Genomic DNA, 22,424 nt, shown 5'->3' on the forward strand with positions numbered 1-22,424 from the left:
GCGAAATCCGCCGGAAACACCGACGAAACACCCGTGGGTGGTCACTGAACGTGACCACCCACGGGTGAAATCAAGATTTGGTAAACGTCTGTCCGGTTGACCGGATTGTCGCCAAATCTCCAGCGACACCGCAGGTCATCCGCCGTGCCAGGCACGCGGTGCCAGGCACCCCGCCCGAACCCGGCGCGAAACGGCCGGAGCCGGGCTCAGAACAGCACGCGCGCCAGCGCCGTCCGGGCCGCGACGACCCGCGGGTCCTCGGCGCCGATCACCTCGAACAGCTCCAGCAGACGCAGCCGGGCGGTGTCCCGGTCCTCACCGAAGGTCCTGCCGACGGTGTCCACCAGGCGCCCGAAGGCGTCCTCGACATGACCGCCCACCAGGTCCAGGTCGGCCGCCTGCAGCTGGACCTCGACGTTCTTCGGGTCGGCCGCGGCCGCCGCCCGGACGGCCTGCAGGTCCAGGCCCTCGGTCCGCTGCAGCAGCTCGGCCTGGGCCAGGCCCAGCTTGGCCTCGGTGTTGCCCGGCTGCTCGGTCAGCACGTTCCTGTACGCCTGGATGGCGCCACCCAGGTCGCCGGCGTCCAGCGCGTCGTGCGCCGCGGACAGCGCCGGGTCCTCGGGTCGCTGCGGGGCGGCGGCCGGGGCCTCGCCCGGGGCGACCGCGCCGCCGGAGATGCCGAAGCGCTGCTCGGCGACCAGGATCAGCTGGTCCAGCACCTTGCGGATGTTGGCGGCGCTCTCCGCGCCCTGGAACAGCGGCACCAGCTGGCCGGCCACCACGGCCATCACGGCCGGGATGCCCTGGATGCCGAACTGCTGGGCGATCAGCGGGTTGGCGTCCACGTCGATCTTGGCGAGCACGAACTGGCCGGCGTACTCCTCGGCCAGGCCCTCCAGGATCGGGCTGAGCTGCTTGCAGGGGCCGCACCACTCGGCCCAGAAGTCGATGACGACCGGCACCTCGGTGGAGCGCTGGACGACCTCGGCCTCGAAGTCGTCCTCGGTGACGTCGATGACGAGCCGGTAGGCGGCGGACTGGGCGGGGGCGACTCCGGCCGCTTCGGCGGCGGCCGCCTGACGGGCCCGCTCGGCCCGGGCCTGCTCGGCCTTCTGGGCGGCCTCGCCGGCCGCCTTCACTGCGGCGAGGTCGACCGCACCGCGCAGGGCGGAGCTGTTGAGACGCGAATTCCGTGGCTGCATGGCACCATCCTCCCCCGTCCGCGCTGCTCGCGGGCACCAACCTCGGGAAAGTCGCCCCGCGCGGGCTGCGCGGCGACACGTTCCCGGACGGTGCGCCCCTCTTTCCGAAGCCCCCAGTAGCCATGAACCGTTCGGCGCGGATCCCCACCCGCACCCGCGCCGCCCCCGTCCCACGGGATGCGGCGCCTGGCTGTCACTGCTTTCGCTACAGGTCGTAGCGTAACTGGAGCCGGTGCCCCGGCCGCAAGCCCAACCGGCGGTTCGAGGACGTGACCTGCCCCACTTTCCCGGTCCGCCCGACTGCCCGAATCGACGAACAGTCGCTACCGTTACCTGCCCCACCCAAGTTACTTACCAGTAAAGCGCAAGGAGACCCGGTGCCGGCCGCCCAGCCCTCCGCGAGCCCGGACAGCACAGTCCCGGACAGCACAGTCCGGGGCGGCACAGTCCAGGAGGGGGCGAACGCGTTCCGGGCCAAGGGCCGCCCGCGCAGCGCCGCCGCCGACCTCGCGATCCTCGACGCCACCCGCGAAGCCCTCGCCGAACTCGGCTGGGGCGGACTGACCATGGGCCACGTGGCCACCCGGGCCGGGGTCGCCAAGACCACCCTCTACCGCCGCTGGCCGTCCAAGAACGAGCTCGTGGTGGACGCCGTCGCCAGCCTCTTCCACGAACTCGTGATGCCCGACCTGGGTAACCTGCGGGACGACATCGAGGCCGTGGTCGGCCAGTTCGCCGACCTGCTGGCCCGCCCGGAGACCCAGGCCTCGCTGCTCGCGCTGTTCGCCGAGGGCACCCGCGACCCGCAGCTGCGCCGCCGGATCCGCGAGGCGATCGTGGACCCGCAGAAGCGGCTGGTCCGGCAGGGCCGGGCAGCCGCCCAGGCGCGCGGCGAACTGGAGCCGGACACCGACGCCGAGTCGGCCCGCGAGGAGGTCGACATCATCTTCGACACCATCGCCGGCACGGTCGAGCACCGCGTCCTGGTCAGCGGCGAGCCGATCACCCCGGCGTGGACCCGCCGCTTCACCGACCTGCTGCTCGGGCCGCTCACCACCGGCTGAGGGCATGCCGAAGCCGCCGTACGGAACCCCGTACGGCGGCTTCGCCGCCTCACCCGTCGGCTCGGACGGTCAGGAGACGGTCAGGACGGTCAGAACGCCGCGTTCTCCTGGTACGTGCCCCACTCCTGCCGCAGCGCGTTGCAGATCTCGCCGAGGGTCGCCTCGGCGCGCACCGCGTCCAGCATCGGCGGGATCATCGACTCGCCCGAGCGGGCCGCCGCCAGCATGGCGTCCAGCCCGGCGCGCACCGCGGCCTCGTCCCGGGCCGCCTTGCGCTCGCCCAGCACGCGCACCTGCTCGCGCTCGACCTCGTGGCTGACCCGCAGGATCTCCAGGTCGGGGGTGACGCTGCGCGGGTGGCAGTTGACGCCGACCACGCGCTTCTCGCCCTTCTCCACCGACTGCTGGTACTGGAAGGCCGCCTCGGCGATCTCGCCGGTGAACCAGCCCTCCTCGATGCCGCGCAGGATGCCGGCGGTGATCGGGCCGATCTCGTGGTCCTCGCGGCCCTTGTCGAGGATCCGCTGGAAGATCGCCTCGGCCTGCTGCTCGATCCGGTCGGTCAGCGCCTCGACGTACCACGAACCGCCCAGCGGGTCGGCCACGTTGGTGACGCCGGTCTCCTCCATCAGCACCTGCTGGGTGCGCAGCGCGATCTCGGCGGCCTGCTCGGAGGGCAGCGCCAGGGTCTCGTCCAGCGCGTTGGTGTGCAGCGAGTTGGTGCCGCCGAGCACCGCGGAGAGCGCCTCGACGGCGGTGCGCACCACGTTGTTGTACGGCTGCTGCGCGGTGAGCGAGACGCCGGCGGTCTGGGTGTGGAAGCGCAGCCACTGCGCCTTGTCGGTCTTGGCGCCGAAGCGGTCGCGCATCCAGCGGGCCCAGATCCGGCGCGCGGCGCGGAACTTGGCGATCTCCTCGAAGAAGTCCAGGTGCGCGTCGAAGAAGAAGGACAGACCGGGTGCGAAGACGTCCACGTCCAGGCCTCGGGACAGGCCCAGCTCGACGTAGGCGAAGCCGTCCGCGAGGGTGTACGCCAGCTCCTGCGCGGCCGTCGCCCCGGCCTCGCGGATGTGGTAACCGGAGACGGACAGCGGCTTGTACGCCGGGATGCCCTTGGCGCAGTGCTCCATCAGGTCGCCGATCAGGCGCAGGTGCGGCTCGGGGGCGAAGAGCCACTCCTTCTGGGCGATGTACTCCTTGAAGATGTCCGTCTGCAGGGTGCCGTTGAGCACCGCCGGGTCGACGCCCTGGCGCTCGGCGGCGACCAGGTACATGCAGAAGATCGGGACGGCCGGGCCGCTGATCGTCATCGAGGTGGTGACCTCGCCGAGCGGGATGCCGTTGAACAGCACCTCCATGTCGGCGGCCGAGTCGATGGCCACGCCGCAGTGACCGACCTCGCCGAGCGACTTGGGGTCGTCGGAGTCGTAGCCCATCAGGGTGGGCATGTCGAAGGCGACCGAGAGGCCGCCGCCGCCCGCGTCCAGGATCATCCGGTAGCGCTCGTTGGTCTGCTGCGCGTTGCCGAAGCCGGCGAACTGGCGGATGGTCCAAGTGCGGCCCCGGTAGCCGGTGGGGTGCAGCCCACGGGTGAACGGGTACTCGCCCGGCCAGCCGATCCGCTCGAAGCCCTCGACGGCCTGCCCGGGGGCGGGCCCGTACACCGGCTCGACCTCGTCGCCGGAGAGGGTGGTGAAGTCCGCGTCCCGCTTGCGGGCCTTGTCGTACCGCTGCTGCCAGCGCTGCCGTCCGCGCTCGATCTCCTCGGCGTCCATGGGCCGAACTCCGCTCCGTACGGCCGCCACGGCACCGGGCGGCACAGCTATTAGGACGTCCTACTAATTTACTCGGACGTCCTAGCAGTTGTCGATGGCAGTGGGCAAGGGGCGCGCACCGATGGACGACCGCCCCGAAAACGCCGAGAGCGCCCCTCCCCCTGATCAGGGAAGGAGCGCTCTCGCGGAGCTTCTCGACTCAGACGCCGGCCGGCTGGCGGGCGTCGCCCGCCGGGAGGCGTTCGGCGGCCTCGCGGGCCACCCGGCGCTCGAAGACGAAGGAGAGGAAGGGGATGCAGCCCGCCGCCAGGGTCAGCACCAGCCGGCCGAGCGGCCACTTCAGCTTCTGCCCGAGCAGGAAGGTCACGATGAAGTACCCGATGTAGAGGTAGCCGTGCAGCATCGCGACGTAGGTGGTCACGTCCGCGGCCGTGTCGAAGCCGTACTTCGCCACCATGAATCCGCAGAACACCAGCAGTGCCACACCGGTCGCAATGGCCAGGCCGCGGTACCAGCCCAGCAGGGGGGTCGCCTTCATACTCTTCCTCGCCTCGCTCGGCAGTTTCGGCCGGTACGCCCGGATCCGCGCACCGCTCCCACGAGGGTAGCCGTCCTCACGGCCGCCCCTTCGCAGCCCCCTCGCCCGGCTCGGTGAAGTCCCCGGCCGCGATCCGCAACGGCTTGAGGAGCTCGAACACCTGGCGGCACTGCTCGGGGCCGTACTCCTCCAGCCCGAACTCCATCGCCATCAGCTCCCGGGTGGCCTCCTCGACCACCTCGCGGCCGCGCCGGGTGATCGAGGCGAGCACCCCGCGGCCGTCCAGCGGGTTGGGGCGGCGGGCGACCAGGCCGGCCCGCTCCAGCCGGTCGACGGTGTTGGTGACGCTCGTCGGGTGGACCATCAGCCGCTCGCCGATCTTGGACAGCGAGAGCTCGCCGGTCCGGCTGAAGGTCAACAGCACCAGCGCCTCGTACCGGGCGAAGGTCAGCCCGTACGGCTTGAGCACCGCGTCGACCCTGGAGAGCAGGATCTGGTGGGCGCGCATGATCGAGGTGATCGCCGCCATCGAGGGCACGGCGCCCCAGCGACGGGCCCACAGTTCGTCGGCGCGGGCGATCGGGTCGAAGTCGAGAGCGAGGGGCTTGGCCACCTCCTTACCGTACCGGCGGACGGGACGTGTGCTACCAGCCGTCCTGATGGTGGACAAGTGCGACGCGTGGCGGGATCCCGCCAACCGGACGGCCAGGTCCATACCTCGACATTGCGCCGGTGTGAACGCGCGGCAACAGCGTTCCGGCGTACGGGGGTTGACCACCGAAGGACCCAACACCGCGCTATCAGGCCCCGGTTCGGACCGTAACCCGCTGAAAGACCGGGCAAAAGGTCCCCTTTGTCCTTCCGTTCACATTCTCCTTTCTTGGCGGGACTTGGCCAATTCATGAAGAAGACCTGTCATTTGATTTGCTCGATTGTCATGCTTTCCGCCAACCCCGTTCGACAGCCACCACCCCCACCCGACAGGTGGCAGCCGCCCGACCGCTCGGGGTCCTCGCACGTCAGCGCCCGTTCCGCCCCTCAGGTGCCGACCCCGGCCCCCGGAACGAGGTGCGACCGCGCCCACACGCGGTTTCCCGGAAGGACTCGTCCGTGAAGCGAAAGCTCGCCGCAGTCGCCGTACTCTCCGCCACCGCCCTGCTCACCGGCGTCGTCCAGGTCAGCGCCGCCCAGGCGGATCCCGCCCCGCACTCCCGGACCGCGCAGCAGCGCGCCGACCTGATCGCCCTGGCCAACGGCCAGGCGGGCAAGGTGGCGCACGCCCTGGCCCTGGGCGGCCAGGAGCAGCTGGTGGCCAAGGACGTCGTGGTGGACGCCGACGGCTCCCGCCACTTCCGCTACGAGCGCACCTTCGCCGGACTGCCCGTCCTGGGCGGAGACCTGGTGGTGCACCAGAAGGCGGACGGCTCGACCACCGCCGTGGACAAGGCCGTCGGCGCGCAGCTCGCCCTGCCGAGCCTCACCCCGCAGATCCCGGCGGACAAGGCCGCCGCCCAGGCGACCGGCACCGTGCAGTCCACCGTCGGCATCACCGTCGACGAGGACGAGTCCCCGCTGACCGAGGTGCACCAGGCCGGCCAGGCCGAGCTGGTCGTCTGGGCCACCGACGGCAACCCGCGCCTGGCCTACCGCACCACCGTCGAGGGCCTGCGCGCCGACGGCACCCCGAGCAGCCAGCTGCTGGTCACCGACGCGGCCACCGGCCAGGTGCTCTCCACCCACGAGCAGGTGCAGACCGCCTCCGGCACCGGCAAGGGCGTCTTCGTCGGCAGCGTCCCGCTGACCACCGCCCAGAGCGGCTCCGCGTACCAGCTGAAGGACGCCACCCGCGGCGGCCAGTCCACCTTCAACCTGAAGAACAGGACCTCCGGCTCCGGCACCCTGGTCGCCAACACCACCGACTCCTTCGGCAACGGCCTGGTCTCCAACCCGGAGTCCGCCGCCGTGGACGCCCAGTACGGCGCCGCGGCCACCTGGGACTTCTACAAGAACACCTTCGGCCGCAACGGCATCAAGAACGACGGCGTGGGCGCCACCAGCCGGGTCCACTACGGCTCCAACTACGTCAACGCGTTCTGGAGCGACAGCTGCTTCTGCATGACGTACGGCGACGGCGCGAGCAACACCCACCCGCTGACCGCGCTGGACGTGGCCGGCCACGAGATGACCCACGGCGTCACCTCCGCCACCGCGGGCCTCAACTACTCCGGCGAGTCCGGCGGCCTCAACGAGGCCACCTCGGACATCTTCGGCACCATGGTCGAGTGGTACGCCAACCTGCCCGCCGACAAGCCGGACTACCTGATCGGCGAGCAGATCAACATCAACGGTGACGGCAAGCCGCTGCGCTACATGGACCAGCCGTCCAAGGACGGCCGCTCGGCCGACTACTGGTCCTCCTCGGTCGGCGGCCTGGACGTCCACTACTCCTCGGGCGTGGCCAACCACTTCTTCTACCTGCTCTCCGAGGGCAGCGGCGCCAAGAGCATCAACGGCGTCAGCTACAACAGCCCGACGTACAACGGCTCCACCCTCGCCGGCATCGGTCGGGACAAGGCCGCACAGATCTGGTACAAGGCGCTGACCACCTACTTCACCTCCACCACCAACTACGCGGCGGCCCGCACCGGCACCCTCAAGGCCGCGGCCGACCTGTACGGCGCCTCCAGCGCCGAGTACAACGCCGTCGCCGCCACCTGGAGCGCCGTGAACGTCAACTGACGTACGGCGCACGGCGAGCAGGACGCCCGGGGCCTCATCGGAGGGTAGGCCCCGGGCGTCCGCCCATGCCCACGCCAGGGCGCCGCGCGCCCCCATGCCCAGGGCGCCGCCCACCCCGAGCCCGGGACTCCGCCGGCCCCGGAGGCCGTCAAGGCCGGCCGGCTGGCGGAGTCCCGCCAGCGGGACGAACCGCGGATTCCGGGCAATGGGCGGCAGCCGAACCATCCGTACCGGCGCTGGCGACTCCTGGCCAATCCCCGGCGGCGCCCTGTCCTTCACCGCCACGGATTGTCATGCTTCTGACCAAGCCTCCGTCCGACGTCCCGCCACCCCCACCCATCCGGCGGCACGTCAGAATCCGCACGGGAGCGGCACGTCCGCGCCCTACCGCCCCAACGGCGCCAACCCCGGCGCCCCGGTACGCGGCGCACCCGCAGGAAAGCGCGGGTCTCGTGGAAGGAACCCCCGCACGTGAAGCGAAAGCTGACCCTCCCGGCCGTACTCTCCGCCACCGCCCTGCTGGCCGGCGTCGTCCAGATCGCCGCCCTCCCCGCCGCCCAGGCCGCCGTCCCCGCGCCCGACCAGTCGTCCGCCGCGCCGCTCGCGCTGGCCACCGCCCAGAGCGCCCCGCTCGCCCGGCAGCTGGCCCTCGGCGACCAGGAACGGCTGGTGGTCAAGGACGCCGTGGTCGACGCCGACGGCACGCGGCACCTGCGCTACGAGCGGACCTACGCCGGCCTGCCGGTGCTCGGCGGCGACCTGGTCGTCCACCAGCGCCCCGACGGCTCGGTGAGCTCGGTGGACCGCGCCTTCGCCGGCCGACTGGCACTACCCGCCGCGATCCCGGGCCTGACCGCCGACCAGGCGGCCGAGCAGGCCACCGCCGCGGTGCGGGCGACCGTGGGCCTGGCCGCCGACGAGGACGAGCCGGCGCTCAGCCGGGTGGACGGCGCCGGCGCCGCCGAGCTGGTGGTCTGGGCCACCGACGGCAGCCCGCGCCTGGCCCACCGCACGGTGGTGCGCGGCGAGCGGGCCGACGGCACCCCGAGCAGCCAGCAGGTGGTCACCGACGCGGCGACCGGCGAACTGCTCTCCACCCACGAGGAGTTCGAGACCGCGACCGGCACCGGCAAGGGCGTCAACGTCGGCACCGTCACGCTCACCACCACCCAGAGCGGCTCGACCTACTCGCTCAAGGACGCCACCCGGGGCGGCCAGTCCACCACCGACCTGAAGGGCGCCACCTCGGGCAGCGGCTCGCTCTTCACCGGCACCAGCAACAGCTGGGGCAACGGCCTGGCCTCCAACCGCCAATCCGCCGCCGTGGACGCCCAGTTCGGCGCGGCGGCCACCTGGGACTACTACAAGAAGACGTTCAACCGCAACGGCATCAAGAACAACGGCGTGGGCGCCACCAGCCGGGTGCACTACGGCTCCAACTACGTCAACGCGTTCTGGAACGACTCCTGCTTCTGCATGACGTACGGCGACGGCTCCGGCAACACCCACCCGCTGACCGCCATCGACGTCTCCGGCCACGAGATGACCCACGGCGTCACCTCCGCCACCGCCGGACTGATCTACTCCGGTGAGTCCGGCGGCCTCAACGAGGCCACCTCGGACATCTTCGGCACCATGGTCGAGTGGTACGCCAACCTGCCGGCGAACCCGCCGAACTACTGGATCGGCGAGAAGCTCAACCTCTTCGGCAACGGCAAGCCGCTGCGCTACATGGACAAGCCCTCCCTGGACGGCAAGTCCGCGGACTCCTGGTCCTCCGGCGTCGGCAACCTGGACGTCCACTACTCGTCCGGCGTCGCCAACCACTTCTTCTACCTGCTCTCCGAGGGCAGCGGCGCCAAGAGCATCAACGGCTACAACTACAACAGCCCGACCTCGAACGGCTCGAAGGTGACCGGCATCGGGCGGGACAAGGCGGCCGCGATCTGGTACCGCGCGCTGACCGTCTACTTCACCTCCGCCACCAACTACAAGGCCGCCCGCACCGCGACCCTGAAGGCCGCCTCCGACCTGTACGGCGCGACCAGCGCCGAGTACAAGGCGGTGGCCGCGGCCTGGAGCGGGGTGAACGTCAGCTAGGGCCCTGGGGCCCGGGGCCCGTCCTGGACCACTCCCGGTAAGAAACGGCGACAGGCTGCCGCGGCCCTTTGGGAGAGGAGGCCGTGGCAGCCTGTCGACCGTCCACGCGTTCGCGTCAGGCGGTGGCGGCGGCGGGCTCCAGCTCCCCGCGCTCCTCGCGGCCGAGCATCCGCTCGGCGACGAAGCCGCCGAACGGCAGCACCGAGAGCACGAACAGCAGGACGCCGCGCTTGGCGTCCCACTTCTGCGCCTGCCAGGCCTGGATCCAGAAGATCGCGTACAGGATGAACAGGATGCCGTGGACCATGCCCATCACCGGCACGGCGTCGAAGGACGTGGTCCGCTTCAGCACCGAGCAGATCAGCAGCAGGATGAAGGAGATCCCCTCGGGAGCGGAGACCAGGCGCAGGCGGTGGACGGCGCTGCTGTTCACGATGGATACCTCAATACGGGGGTCGAAGGCGCGGGGGCGCTTGTGAAGCGACTCACAAGCCTTCCGGCCATTATCACCGAGCACAGGTCCGAGCCCCGGACCGGGGGTGGCCACCGTGCCCGATCTCACAGCGGCCGCCCCACGAGCGCTCCCGACACGCCCGCGATGTCACAGCTGTGCGCCGGATTCGCGGCCGAGTGCGACGAACCGTCGCCCGTACCCCCTATCCTCTTGCCCGCGCGCCCACCGATCCGGGCGCGGAACACATCGCACACGGGGGTGGCCACACCATGTTCAAGCGGGACTGGGACCGCAGGACCTGCGCCAAGCGCGGGCACATCACCTACGCGCCGACCGAGCCCGAGCTGGCCTCCCGGCTGCACGCCGCCACCGCCGTCGGCGACGCCTGGCGCTGCCTGCGCTGCGGGGACTTCGCGCTGGGCGCCCCGCACGGCTCCGGCCCGGCCGCGAACGCCCCGCTGGTGCCGCGCGGCAAGGCCCTGCGGGACCTCTTCATCCTGCGCTTCCTGGCCGTCGAGCGCGTGCTGCGCGGCGTCATCATCATCCTGATGGCCTGGGGCGTCTGGAAGTTCTCCAACAGCCAGGAGGCCGTGCAGAAGGTCTTCGACCAGGACCTCACGGTCTTCAAGCCGGTCGCCGACCACTTCCACTGGGACCTCGACCACGCCCCGATCGTCGACACGATCCGCAAGACCTTCGGCTACCAGAAGAAGACCCTGCTGATCGTCGCGGGCGCGCTGGTGGCCTACGCGCTGATCGAGATCGTCGAGGCGGTCGGCCTCTGGCTGAACAAGCGCTGGGCCGAGTACCTCACCGTGGTCGCCACCGCGGCCTTCCTGCCGCTGGAGGGCTACGAGCTGCACGAGCACGTCAGCGCGGTGAAGATCTGCACCCTGGCCCTGAACCTCGCGGCGGTGCTCTGGATCATGCTTTCCAAGCGTCTGTTCGGCCTGCGCGGCGGCGTGGTGGCCTTCGAGGCGGAGCGCCACTCGGCCTCGCTGCTGGAGGTCGAGGAGGCGGCCGGCACCGTCCCGCACCACGGCCACGGGGCGCACGCCCGCGCCTGACCGGCGCGTTCGTCGCCGGGTTTGTCCCGGACACGTACCAGTTCGTCCCCGCCCCGCGCCCGCAAAAGCTAGATTGCGGCCGTGGCACAGTTCAGACTCCAGGGATCGCGGGTGCTCGCCGTCGAGTTGGCCGGCGACGCCGTCAAGGCCCGGCACGGCTCGATGGTCGCCTACACCGGCCGGATGACCTTCAAGAAGCTGACCGGCGGCGGGGACGGACTGCGCGGCATGGTCGCCCGCAGACTCACCGGCGAGCGGATGACCGTCATGGAGGTGAAGGGGCAGGGCACCTGCTACTTCGCCGACCAGGCCACCGAGATCAACCTGGTCCGACTGAGCGGCGAGGCGCTCTACGTCGAGTCGGACAACCTGCTCTGCACGGAGGCCGGCCTGCACACCGGCACCAGCTTCACCGGGCTGAACGGCGTCTCCTCCGGCAACGGCCTCTTCACCACCAAGGTGGAGGGCCACGGCTGGGCCGCCGTCACCTCCAACGGGCCCGCCGTCATCCTGCGGGTCGGCAAGGACATGCCGCTGCGGGTCGACCCGGGCGCCTACCTCGCGCACACCGGCAGCCTGCACCGCAGCCTCAAGTCCGGCGCGGGCTGGACCACGGTGATCGGCGAGGGCGGCGGCGAGGCCGTCCAGATCGAGTTCACCGGCGAGGGCCTGGTGTACGTCCAGCCCTCGGAGAAGGTCACCATCGGGGGTGACGTCTGATGGGCTTCACCCGGATTAACGGCAAGCTGGTCGAGGCCCGGGTGGTGCCCGGGCAGCGGCTGTTCAGCCAGCGCGGCGCGATGATCGCGTACACCGGCGACGTCCGGTTCACCCCGAACATCACCGGCGGCCAGGGCGGGGTGATGTCGATGATCGGCCGCCGGGTCGCCAACGAGGACACCCCGCTGATGACCGTCGAGGGCCACGGTCGGGTGATGTTCGGCCACGGCGGCCACCACGTCCAGGTGATCGACCTGGTCGGCGACACCCTGTTCGTCGAGGCGGACCGGCTGCTCGCCTTCGAGGGCACGCTGCGCCAGTCCACCGTGTTCCTGGGCTCCCAGGGCGGGGTGATGGGCATGGTCCGCGGCCAGGTCAGCGGGCAGGGCCTGTTCACCACCCGGCTGGAGGGCCACGGCTCGGTCGCGGTGATGGCCCACGGCGGCGTCTTCGAGCTGCCGATCACCCCGGACCGGCCGGTGCACGTCGACCCGCAGGCGTACGTGGCACACCGCGGCGAGGTGCGCAACAAGCTGTCCACGGCGATCGGCTGGCGCGAGATGATCGGCCGCGGCTCCGGCGAGGCGTTCCAGCTGGAGCTGTCCGGACAGGGCGCGGTGTACGTCCAGGCGAGCGAGGAGAAGCTCTGATGTCCCACCCGCCGCAGCCGCCGTACGGGCAGTCGCCGCACGACCAGCCGACCCAGCCGGGCTTCGCGGTGCCGCCGGTCCCGCCGAACTACGGCCCGCCGCAGGGCTACCCGCCGCCCGCGTACCCGCCGCAGCCCCCTCAGCGGGCTTACGCCGAGGAGCGGTTCGGCGGCGCGCAGGCACCACTGCCGACCACCCACGGCGGCGAGGGACCGGTGGTGTACGACGCGTACACCCTGCCGGCCAACGACAACGTCAACCCGTACGCCTTCGCGGTCGACCTGAACGGCTCCTACTTCCTGCAGAAGGGCAAGATGGTCGCCTACTACGGCGACATCACCTTCCGCGGCGTCGGCGCCGGGATGATCGACCGAGCGCTCGGGCAGCACTTCAACTCCCCGCTGCACGCGACGGACTGGGTGGTCGCCCAGGGCACCGGCAAGCTGCTGCTGGCCGACCGCGCCTTCGACCTCAACTCGTACGACCTGGACGACGGCAACCTGACCGTCCGCTCCGGCAACCTGCTCGCCTTCGACCCGACGCTGCGGCTCAAGCAGTCGATCATCCCGGGCTTCCTGACCCTGATCGGCACCGGCCGCTTCGTCGCCGCCTCCAACGGGCCGGTGCACTTCGTCGAGCCGCCGATCCGGGTGGACCCGCAGGCGCTGGTCGGCTGGGCGGACTGCCCGGCGCCGTGCCACCACTACGACCACGAGTACCTGCACGGGGTGGTCGGCGGGCTGCGGCGACTGACCGGCATCGGCGGCGCCTCCGGCGAGGAGCACCAGTTCGAGTTCATCGGCGCCGGGCAGGTGCTGATCCAGTCCAGCGAGAAGCTGCTGGCCGAGCGGTCGGTCGGCGTGGTGGACGCCGAGGCGGGCGTCCCGGTCGGCGGGGTGCCCGTCCAGCAGGCCCACGCCGGCGGGAACCCCAACGCGCCGGGCCTCGGTAACCTGGGCGAACTCGGACGGCGTTTCGGCCTGTAAACTTGTACAAGATTGAACTAAGTCGGCTATGCTGAGCCCCATGGATGCGCACACGATCGACACTGCGGACAGCCCTCCGTCGCCACCCGAGGAGGAGACTCCCTGGCTGACCGCCAGGGAGCAGCGGATGTGGCGCGCCCATCTGGAGGTCGCCAAGCTGCTGGAGTACCAGCTCAGCCGCGAACTCCAGCCCCACAACCTGGCGATCAACGACTACGAGATCCTGGTCGTCCTCTCCGAGGCCCCCGACCACCGGATGCGGATGACCGACCTCGCGACCGCCACCCTGCAGTCCAAGAGCCGCCTCTCCCACCAGATCACCAGGATGGAGAACGCCGGCCTGGTGCTGCGCCAGGAGTGCCCCGGCGACCGCCGCGGCCTCTACGCCCACCTCACCGAACAGGGCTGGGAGACCATGCAGCAGGTCGCCCCGGACCACGTCCGCAGCGTCCGGGCGCACTTCATCGACCGCTTCACCCCGGAACAGCTGGACGCCATGTACGCGGCGCTGGCCCCGGTCGCCGAACACCTCCGCGGCCTGCGCGGCCGCTCCTAGGCAACCGCTGTTTCCCTCCGCCGCGATCGTGATCGCGGCGGGGCGGAACGCATCGCGGGCCCCCTGCGCAGGAAGTCGACCTGACCGACTCCCTGCGCAGAGAGCCCGGACGACGCCGTCGTCGCTTCGGTCATGCCGAAGCGACGACGGGGGCGATCAGAGGAGGCGGATCACCGGGCGGGCTGCCGCACTCGGCTCTGCCTCAGATGCTCTGCCTCAGATGCTCTGCGTCAGACCGGCCACCAGTTCGTCGGCCGCCCCGTACGGGTCCAGTTCGCCCGCGACCACCCGCTCGGCCAGCCCGACCAGGTGGCGGTCCCCGGAGAGGTCGCCGATCCGGGCGCGCAGCTCGGCCAGCGCGATCGCCTCGATCTCCTGGGCGGCCCTGCGGCGGCGGCGCGCCGCCAGCTCGCCGTGCTCCTCCAGCCAGGCGCGGTGCTTCTCCAGCGCCTCGACCACCTCGTCCACGCCCTCGCCGCGGGCCGCGACGGTCTTGACGATCGGCGGGCGCCAGTCCCCCGCCTCCCGGGCCTCGCCGAGGCCCAGCATGTGGTTGAGCTCCCGGGCGGTGGCGTCGGCGCCGTCCCGGTCGGCCTTGTTGACCACGAAGACGTCGCCGATCTCCAGGATGCCCGCCTTGGCGGCCTGGATTCCGTCGCCCATTCCGGGGGCCAGCAGCACCACGGCGGTGTCGGCCTGGGCGGCGATCTCGACCTCGGACTGCCCCACGCCGACGGTCTCGACCAGGATCACCTCGCAACCGGCCGCGTCCAGCACCCGCAGCGCCTGCGGCGCCGCCCAGGACAGCCCGCCGAGGTGGCCGCGGGTGGCCATCGAGCGGATGAACACCTCGGGGTCGGTCGCGTGGTCCTGCATCCGGACCCGGTCGCCCAGCAGCGCCCCGCCGGAGAACGGCGAGGACGGGTCGACGGCCAGTACCCCGACCCGCTTGCCGAGCCGCCGGTAGGCGGACACCAGCGCCGAGGTGGACGTGGACTTGCCGACCCCGGGCGAGCCGGTCAGGCCCACCGTGTAGGCCTGCCCGGTGTACGGCGCGAGCGCGGCCATCGCCTCCCGCAGCTGCGGGGCGGCGTTCTCGACCAGCGTGATCAGCCGGGCGACCGCCCGCGGCCGGCCCTCCCGGGCCTGCTCGACCAGCGTGGCGACATCGATCATGGGGATCTCCTTGCGCAGATGCCGGCGGATGTCGGCACGTGCCGGCGGTAGTCGGCAGATGCCGAAGGGGCTGCGGACCACTCGTGGCGGTCCGCAGCCCCGGAAGTCAGGTCAGCGATCAGGCCTTCGGCACGCGCACGATCAGCGCGTCGCCCTGGCCGCCGCCGCCGCACAGCGCGGCCGCGCCGACGCCGCCGCCGCGGCGCTGCAGCTCCAGCGCCAGGGTCAGCACCACGCGGGCGCCGGACATGCCGATCGGGTGGCCGAGGGCGATCGCGCCGCCGTTGACGTTGACGATGTCGGCGGAGACGCCCAGGTCCTTCATCGACTGGTGGGCGACGGCCGCGAAGGCCTCGTTGATCTCGATCAGATCGAGGTCGGAGACCTCCAGACCCTCCTTGGACAGCGCGTGCTTGATCGCGTTGGACGGCTGCGACTGCAGCGAGTTGTCCGGGCCGGCCACGTTGCCGTGGGCGCCGATCTCGGCGATCCAGGTCAGGCCCAGCTCCTCGGCCTTGGCCTTGCTCATCACGACCACGGCGGCGGCGCCGTCGGAGATCTGCGAGGAGGTGCCGGCGGTGATGGTGCCGTCCTTGGTGAAGGCCGGGCGGAGCTTGGCCAGGCCCTCGACGGTGGTGTCGGCGCGGATGCCCTCGTCCTGGCTGAACAGCACCGGCTCGCCCCTGCGCTGCGGGATGGCGACCGGGACGATCTCGGCGTCGAAGACGCCGTCGGCCTGCGCCTTGGCGGCCCGCTGGTGCGAGGCGGCGGCGATCTCGTCCTGGACCTCGCGGGCGATGCCCAGGCGGGTGTTGTGCTTCTCGGTGGACTCGCCCATCGGGATGTTCTCGTAAGCGTCGGTCAGGCCGTCGTGGGCCATCGCGTCGAGCATCCCGATCGCGCCGTACTTGAAGCCCTCGCGGGACTTCGGCAGCAGGTGCGGGGCGTTGGTCATCGACTCCTGGCCGCCGGCCACGACGATGTCGAACTCGCCGGCCCGGATCAGCTGGTCGGCCAGCGCGATGGCGTCCAGGCCGGAGAGGCAGACCTTGTTGATGGTCAGCGCCGGGACGTTCATCGGGATGCCGGCCTTGACGGCGGCCTGACGGGCCGGGATCTGACCGGCGCCGGCCTGCAGCACCTGGCCCATGATCACGTACTGGACCTGGTCACCCGTGATCCCGGCCCGCTCCAGCGCGCCCTTGATCGCGAAGCCGCCGAGCTCGGCACCGGAGAAGCCCTTGAGAGAGCCGAGCAGGCGACCCATCGGGGTCCGCGCACCGGCGACGATCACAGAGGTGGTGTTGGTCATGGGACGGGCCCCTTCGCACGTCGTGGCCAGGTGAGGATGCGCTCAATGTACTGACCTGTTTTCCGCCCGTCACCGGAGCGACGGTGTGATCGAGCGCACTGGCACCATCCAGTCAACACCGTGTCAACACGATCCGGGTGAACCCTGCCCCGTGTGAGCAGGCTCGCATCCTGGGCGCTGGCGCGGCTTGAGGCCCGTACGCTGCACTGGGTGCCACCTTCATCCCTACCTGCCCCGGAGGTCGCCGTGCTGACCCGTATCGACCACATCGGCATCGCCTGCCGAGACCTCGACAAGACGGTCGAGTTCTACCGCGCCACCTACGGCTTCGAGGTGTTCCACAGCGAGGTCAACGAAGAGCAGGGCGTCCGCGAGGCCATGCTCCGGATCAACGGGACGGACGACGGCGGCGCCTCGTACCTCCAGCTGCTGGAGCCCACCCGGCCGGACTCCACCGTCGCCAAGTGGCTGGAGAAGAACGGCGAGGGCGTGCACCACATCGCCTTCGGCACCGCCGACGTCGACGGCGACGCCGAGGCCATCCGGGGCAAGGGCGTCCGGGTCCTCTACGAGCAGCCGCGGATCGGCTCGATGGGCTCGCGGATCACTTTCCTGCACCCCAAGGACTGCGGCGGCGTGCTGACCGAGCTGGTCACCTCGGCCGATCCGGGCGCCCACGACGGGCATTGAGACCCCACGAAGGGCACTGATGAGCCCGCGCGGTGCCGCCCGCCCCGGGGCGGCACCCCCGGCGTCGACCCTAGCGACCCGTCAGTAACCTCGTCCGACGGCCGGAAAACCCCCACGCGGCCATTCCCCCGCACCGCGCTCCCACTACAATGCCCAGGTGCGCGAGGACTCCGGGTGACGGAGGAGACGAGCACGGCCGAAGACAGGCCCGTCCGCCCTCCGGTGGTCGGCCCGTCGCAGGGGAGTCCAGTTCGCGGGCACGGCTGAACAGTCGCAAGACGGATCTGTCACCATTCTCCACAGGCAACAGTTCGCCCAGGAGTCCACCCGGACGGGGGAACGCGGCACCCCCGCGCTCCCGCACCGAGGATTCCGACGACCGCGGCGGACGGCACCGGCTTGGCCGGGGGTCGTCCATGGCTGCGGATGCAAGGACCAGTCGGACCGGCGCCCCACACGGGAGCCCGGGACCGGCCGGGTCGAGGACGCAACCAGGAGATGGATGGGACCGCGGAGTGCGGGGCAACGACCGCTACGAGGTTGACGATCACCTCTCCCAGTTCGAGGCCGAGATGGGTCGGACTCGGAAGGAGCGGGACAAGGCAGTCGAGCATGCCGAGGACCTCGCCTACCAGGTGGAGGTACTCCGGGCCAAGCTGCACGAGTCCCGCCGCATGCTCGCCCAGCCGCGCGCCTTCGACGCCGTCTCCGGCCAGGCCGAGCAGATGCTCCGCACTGCCGAGATGCAGGCCCAGCAGCTGCGCGCCGACGCCGAGCGCCAGCTGCGCGACTCCCAGGCCGCGACCCAGCGGATCATGGCCGAGGCCGCCGAGCGCACCGCCCGGCTGGAGGCCGAGCTCACCGCCCGCCGCCGGCAGCTGGAGGAGGAGCTCGCCGAGCTGCGCCGCTCCGCCGAGCAGCACGTCAACGGCTGGGCCGAGCAGACCCGGACCGGCTCCGAGCAGGAGGCCCAGCGCCTGCTCCAGGAGGCCCGCGCCGAGGCCGAGCGGATGGTCGCCGCCGCGCGCGCCGAGGCCACCGCGCTCGCCGACCAGGCCCGCGCCCAGACCGCCGCCGACGTGGACGCCGCCCACGGCGAGGCCCAGGCCGCCGCCGAGGCCGCCCTGCAGCGGGCCCAGAGCGACGCCGAGCGCCTGCTGCGCGCCGCCTCCGAGCACGCCCAGCAGGCCGGCGCCCAGGCCGCCGCCGACGTGGACGCCGCCCGCGGCCAGGCCCAGCAGGAGCTGGCCGCCGCGCACGCCGCCGCCGAGCAGCAGCTGGCCGTCGCCCACACCGAGATCAGCCGGCTCAAGGAGCAGGCCGCCGCCGAGCAGGCCCGCGCCGAGCAGCAGCTCGGCGCCGCGAAGGCCGAGATAGAGCGGCTGCGCGCCGAGGCGATCGCCGAGGCCGAGCGCACCCGCCAGGAGGCCGCCGAGCTGCGCGTCCAGGCCGAGCAGGCCGCCGAGCAGCTCCAGGCCGACGCCGAGGCCGCCGCCGAGCGCAAGGTCGCCGACGGCGAGGCCGCCACCGAGCAGCGTTCGCAGACCGCCCGGGCCGAGATCGCCCGGCTGGTCGCCCAGGCCACCAAGGAGTCCGAGGCCATCCGCGCCGAGGCGGAGGCCGCCCGTGCCGTGGCCGCCACCAGGCAGGCCGAGGCGGACGCCGCCAAGGCCGCCGCCGCCGAGGAGGGCGAGCGGCTGCGGGCCACCGCCGAGTCGGTCGCCGCCGAGCTGAAGGCCGAGGCCGAGGCCGCGATCGCCGAGCTGCGGGCCCAGGCCGACCGGGAACTCGCGGAACTGCGGGCCCAGGCCGAGGCCGAGGCCCAGCGGCTGCGCAGCGAGGCCGAGGAGGAGGGCCGGGCGGCCGGCGCCAAGGACGCCACCGTCCACCTCGCCAAGGCCGCCAAGACCGCCGAGGAGGTGCTCGGCCGGGCCAACCAGGACGCCGAGGCCGCCCGCGGTGAGGCCTCCGCCGAGGCCGAGCGGATCCGCGCCGAGGCCCGTGCCGAGGCGCAGCGGCTGCGCGAGCAGGCGCAGGCCGCCGTCGAGCAGGCCCAGAACGCCGCCCTGGACGACGCCGCCGCGATCCGCGAGCGGATCGAGCAGATGCAGGACGAGGCGGCCCGGCTGCGGGCCGAGGCCGAGGAGCTGCGCGCCCAGGCCGCCGCCGAGGCCGACCGGGCTCGCAGTGAGGCCCGCCGCCAGGCGGTGCTGCAGATCGAGGAGTCGGCGAAGAACGCCGAGGAGCTGCTCACCAGGGCCAAGGCCGACGCGGACGAGCTGCGCGCCGGCGCCGCCGGGGAGATCGAGCGGCTGCGCGAGCAGGCCCAGGAGCAGGCCGCCGAGACCCAGGGCCGGGCCGAGCAGACCCTGACCCGGGCCCGCGCCGAGGCCGGGAAGATCACCGCCACGGCCGAGCAGCAGGGCCAGGACGCCCTGGCCGCCGCCAAGGCCGCGGCCGCCGAGAACCGGGTCGCCGCCGAGCGCGAGACCGCCGAACTCCGGCGCGACGCCACCGAGTTCGACCAGCGGGTGCGCGCCGAGGCGAGCGCCGCCGCGGAGGCGCTGACCGCCGAGGCCCAGGCCGAGGCGAGCGCGGTCCGGGACGCCGCGGTCGGCGACGCCGAGCGGGTGCGCACCGAGGCCGACGCCGAGGCCGCCCGCACCCGCGGCGAGGCCGAGGCCGCCGCGAACGCGCTGCGCGAGGAGAGCCTGCGCGAGCACGAGGCCGCCGCCACCGGGCTGCGGCGCGAGCGCGAGGAGACCGCCGAGCAGCTGGCCGCCGCCCGCTCCGCCCGCGAGCAGGCCGAACAGGCCGCCGCCGAGCTGACCGAGCGCACCGCCCAGGAGACCGCCGAGGTCCGCGGCGCCGCCGACCAGTACGCGGCCCAGCAGCGCGAGACGGCCGACCGCGAGACGGCCGAGCTGCGCGCCCTGACCCGGCAGCAGACCGTCGAGCAGCGCGAGAGCGCCGAGGCCTACGCCGACCGGGTCCGCACCGAGGCCGAACAGCACGCCGGCGAGCTCGCCGAGCGCACCGCGACCGAGACGACCGAGCAGCGCGAGGCCACCGACCGGTACGCCGCCGAGCAGCGCGAGGGCGCCGACCAGTACGCGGCCGCCCAGCGCGCCGAGGCCGAGCAGGCCGCAGCCGAGCTGCGCGCCCACGCCCAGCAGGAGACCACCCGGCAGCGCGAGAGCGCCGAGGCCTACGCCGACCGGGTCCGCACCGAGGCCGAGCAGTACGCCGGCGAGCAGCGCACCGAGGCCGAGCAGTTCGCGACCGACCGCCGCACCGAGGCCGACGAGCTGCTGGAGCAGGCCCGGACCGCTGCCGAGCAGCGCCGGGCCGAGGCCACCCAGGACGCCAAGGCCACCCGTGAGAAGGCCGCCGCCGAACTGGCGCTGGCCAACGAGCAGGCCGAGACGGTACGGGCCGAGGCCGGCCGCGAGCTGTCCGAGGCCCGCGCCACCGCCGACGGCATCCGGGCCGAGGCCGCCGCCGTCCTGGAGCAGGCCGGTGCCGACGGCGAGGACGTGGTCGCCGCCGCCCGGGCCGAGGGCGCCGAGCTGGTCGCCACCGCCGAGGAGGAGGCCGCCGAGGTCCGCCAGTCGGTGGCCGGCCTGCACGAGGCCGCCGCCGAGCAGATCGCCGCGCTGAAGGCCACCGCCGAGCAGGACGCCGCCGAGGTCCGCGACCGGGCCGAGCAGGACGCCGCCGAGACCCGCGCCCTCGCCGACCGGGAGACCACCGAGCAGCGCACGGCGGCCGACGCGTACGCCGTCGAGCAGCACGAGGCGGCCGACGCCTACGCCGCCGAGGTCCGTGCCCTCGCCGACCGGGAGACCGCCGACCAGCGCGACCTGGCCGAGCGGGAGACCGGCGATCTGCGCGCCCGTACCGAGGCCGAGACCACCGCCCTGCGCGAGCAGACCGAGCTGGAGCTCGCCGCCGAACGCGAGGCCGCCGAGGCCGAGCTGGGCCGTCAGCGCGCCGAGGCCCAGGCCTACGACGAGCAGCTGCGCGCCGACGCCGAGGCCGAGCTGCGCGCCGCCCAGGAGGCCGCCGAGCAGCTGCGCGCGGACGCCGACGCCCAGGCCGCCCGGACGGTGGCCGACGCCGACGCCCAGGGCGCCCGGACGGTGGCCGACGCCGAGGAGCTGGCCGCCGGGCTGCGCGCGGAGGCCGAGGAGTACGCCCTCGCCACCCGCTCCCTGGCCGACGAGTACGACAACGCCGCCCACACCCGCGCCGACGCCTACGACGCGGAGACCCGGGAGGCCGCCGAGCAGTTCGACAAGGCCACCCGCGAGCAGGCCAGGTCCGTCCTGGAGAAGGCCTTCGCGGACGCCGAGGCGCTCGGCGAGGACGCCCAGACCACCGCGCTGGCCACCACCGCGGCCGCCGAGGAGCAGGCGGACGCGATGGTCGCCGCCGCCCGCAAGGAGGCCGACCGCCTGGTCGCGGCCGGCGAGGCGGCCGGGCTGGCCGAGGTCGAGAAGGGCCGCGCCGACGCCGACGCGGTGCTCGCCGAGGCCCGCCGGGACGCCACCGCGATCCGCGAGCGCGCCGAGGAGCTGCGCGAGCGCACCGACGCCGAGGTCGAGGCGCTGCACGAGCGCGCCCGCAAGGAGAACGCGGCGGCCATGAAGTCCGCCGGCGAGCGGGTGGACGCCCTGGTGACGGCCGCTCAGGAGCAGCTGACCGAGGCCGAGGAGCAGGCGGTGGCCACCGTCGCCGAGGCCGAGGACCGCGCCGCCGCCCTGGTCGCGGCAGCCGAGGAGCGGGCGGGCGAGCTGACCTCGGAGGCCTCCGCGGAGGCCAGCAAGGTCCGGCTCTCCGCCGTCCGCAAGGCCGAGGGCCTGCTCAAGGAGGCGGAGACCAAGCTCGCCACCTCCACCGACCGCGCCGAGGCGCTGATCGGGAAGGCCGAGGCCAAGCTGCTGTCGGCCGAGACCGAGGCCGAGGAGCGGCTGGAGAGCGCGGCCTCCGCGGCGGAGAAGCGGCTGCAGGAGGCCGACCGCACCGCCGACGAGCAGATCGAGCTGGCCAAGGCCGAGGCCGAGCGGCTGGTCGCCGAGGCCAAGGCCGAGGCCAAGCGGGTCACCGACGAGGGCCGGCGCGAGCTGGACGAGCTGGTGCGCCGCCGCAAGGACATCAACACCGAGATCTCCAGGGTCCAGGACGTGCTGTCGGCGCTGGAGGCGTTCGAGGCACCGTCACCGGTCGCCCAGGCCAACGGGGGAAGCAGCACCAAGAAGGACGGGGGCGCCAAGGCCGGTGCCGGAGTTGGCTCCCCCCGGTCGGGTGGCAATCGCTCCAAGAACGCACCACCCGATTGAGCGGACATTGACGGTCATTGTCCGTGAGACAACGGCATTTCGCCGTCGACACT

General features: G+C 72.7%; 17 protein-coding genes. 10 read left to right on the top strand and 7 right to left on the bottom strand.

Annotated elements, in window-relative coordinates; translation table 11 throughout:
* Positions 1-206 precede the first annotated feature (206 nt).
* Positions 207-1,202 carry a tetratricopeptide repeat protein gene (locus ABZW30_RS14550; protein WP_355671436.1) on the bottom strand — a complete coding sequence of 332 codons (996 nt, stop codon included), beginning with the start codon at positions 1,200-1,202 and terminating at the stop codon, positions 207-209.
* Between the two features lie 512 nt (positions 1,203-1,714).
* Here ABZW30_RS14550 and ABZW30_RS14555 point away from each other — a divergent pair.
* A complete protein-coding gene (locus ABZW30_RS14555) occupies positions 1,715-2,266 on the top strand; it encodes a TetR/AcrR family transcriptional regulator (RefSeq protein WP_355671528.1) in 552 nt (183 codons plus the stop codon).
* A gap of 89 nt (positions 2,267-2,355) precedes the next feature.
* Here the strand turns inward: ABZW30_RS14555 and ABZW30_RS14560 are convergent, their stop codons facing one another.
* From ABZW30_RS14560 to ABZW30_RS14570, 3 genes are all read right to left on the bottom strand, one after another.
* The gene (locus tag ABZW30_RS14560; protein ID WP_355671437.1) at positions 2,356-4,041 is read right to left on the bottom strand and encodes a methylmalonyl-CoA mutase family protein; all 1,686 of its coding nucleotides are present in this window, start codon (positions 4,039-4,041) and stop codon (positions 2,356-2,358) included.
* 199 nt (positions 4,042-4,240) lie between these two features.
* Positions 4,241-4,579, bottom strand: a complete 339-nt coding sequence (locus ABZW30_RS14565; protein ID WP_355671438.1) for a DUF3817 domain-containing protein — start codon at positions 4,577-4,579, stop codon at positions 4,241-4,243.
* Between the two features lie 76 nt (positions 4,580-4,655).
* Positions 4,656-5,192: a MarR family transcriptional regulator gene (locus ABZW30_RS14570; protein ID WP_355671439.1), complete on the bottom strand. Its 537-nt coding sequence runs from the start codon at positions 5,190-5,192 to the stop codon at positions 4,656-4,658.
* 497 nt (positions 5,193-5,689) lie between these two features.
* Here ABZW30_RS14570 and ABZW30_RS14575 point away from each other — a divergent pair, with 497 nt between their 5' ends.
* Both ABZW30_RS14575 and ABZW30_RS14580 read left to right on the top strand, forming a co-directional pair.
* On the top strand, positions 5,690-7,318 hold the full coding sequence (locus ABZW30_RS14575; RefSeq protein ID WP_355671440.1) for a M4 family metallopeptidase: 1,629 nt from the start codon (positions 5,690-5,692) through the stop codon (positions 7,316-7,318).
* A gap of 471 nt (positions 7,319-7,789) precedes the next feature.
* Positions 7,790-9,418: a M4 family metallopeptidase gene (locus tag ABZW30_RS14580; RefSeq protein ID WP_355671441.1), complete on the top strand. Its 1,629-nt coding sequence runs from the start codon at positions 7,790-7,792 to the stop codon at positions 9,416-9,418.
* 115 nt (positions 9,419-9,533) lie between these two features.
* Here ABZW30_RS14580 and ABZW30_RS14585 read toward each other — a convergent pair whose 3' ends face one another.
* Entirely contained in the window at positions 9,534-9,854 is a 321-nt protein-coding gene (locus tag ABZW30_RS14585) for a DUF3817 domain-containing protein (protein ID WP_355671529.1), read from the bottom strand.
* A 287-nt stretch (positions 9,855-10,141) separates the two neighbouring features.
* Between ABZW30_RS14585 and ABZW30_RS14590 the strand changes: the two genes are divergently transcribed.
* The 5 genes from ABZW30_RS14590 to ABZW30_RS14610 all read left to right on the top strand — a co-directional run bounded on the left by ABZW30_RS14590 (position 10,142) and on the right by ABZW30_RS14610 (position 13,851).
* Complete coding sequence (locus tag ABZW30_RS14590) at positions 10,142-10,939, top strand: DUF2127 domain-containing protein (protein ID WP_355671442.1); 798 nt, start codon at positions 10,142-10,144, stop codon at positions 10,937-10,939.
* Positions 10,940-11,020: 81 nt separating this feature from the next.
* Positions 11,021-11,659: an AIM24 family protein gene (locus ABZW30_RS14595; protein WP_355671443.1), complete on the top strand. Its 639-nt coding sequence runs from the start codon at positions 11,021-11,023 to the stop codon at positions 11,657-11,659.
* Positions 11,659-12,309, top strand: coding sequence for an AIM24 family protein (locus tag ABZW30_RS14600; protein WP_355671444.1), 651 nt, complete (start codon positions 11,659-11,661; stop codon positions 12,307-12,309). Before ABZW30_RS14595 ends, ABZW30_RS14600 begins: the two co-directional genes overlap by 1 nt.
* On the top strand, positions 12,309-13,295 hold the full coding sequence (locus tag ABZW30_RS14605; protein ID WP_355671445.1) for an AIM24 family protein: 987 nt from the start codon (positions 12,309-12,311) through the stop codon (positions 13,293-13,295). The genes ABZW30_RS14600 and ABZW30_RS14605 overlap by 1 nt, the downstream gene beginning before the upstream one ends.
* Positions 13,296-13,335: 40 nt before the next feature.
* On the top strand, positions 13,336-13,851 hold the full coding sequence (locus ABZW30_RS14610) for a MarR family transcriptional regulator (RefSeq protein WP_355671446.1): 516 nt from the start codon (positions 13,336-13,338) through the stop codon (positions 13,849-13,851).
* Positions 13,852-14,067: 216 nt separating this feature from the next.
* Here ABZW30_RS14610 and meaB read toward each other — a convergent pair whose 3' ends face one another.
* Complete coding sequence (gene meaB / locus ABZW30_RS14615; protein ID WP_355671447.1) at positions 14,068-15,027, bottom strand: methylmalonyl Co-A mutase-associated GTPase MeaB; 960 nt, start codon at positions 15,025-15,027, stop codon at positions 14,068-14,070.
* 118 nt (positions 15,028-15,145) lie between these two features.
* Entirely contained in the window at positions 15,146-16,339 is a 1,194-nt protein-coding gene (locus ABZW30_RS14620; RefSeq protein ID WP_355671448.1) for an acetyl-CoA C-acetyltransferase, read from the bottom strand.
* Positions 16,340-16,585: 246 nt separating this feature from the next.
* Here ABZW30_RS14620 and mce point away from each other — a divergent pair, with 246 nt between their 5' ends.
* Both mce and ABZW30_RS14630 read left to right on the top strand, forming a co-directional pair.
* On the top strand, positions 16,586-17,029 hold the full coding sequence (mce, locus tag ABZW30_RS14625; protein WP_355671530.1) for a methylmalonyl-CoA epimerase: 444 nt from the start codon (positions 16,586-16,588) through the stop codon (positions 17,027-17,029).
* A gap of 515 nt (positions 17,030-17,544) precedes the next feature.
* Entirely contained in the window at positions 17,545-22,371 is a 4,827-nt protein-coding gene (locus ABZW30_RS14630; protein ID WP_355671449.1) for a hypothetical protein, read from the top strand.
* Positions 22,372-22,424 lie beyond the last annotated feature (53 nt).

Origin of the sequence: Kitasatospora sp. NPDC004669 (genome assembly GCF_040609455.1) — a bacterium.
GTDB lineage: Bacteria > Actinomycetota > Actinomycetes > Streptomycetales > Streptomycetaceae > Kitasatospora.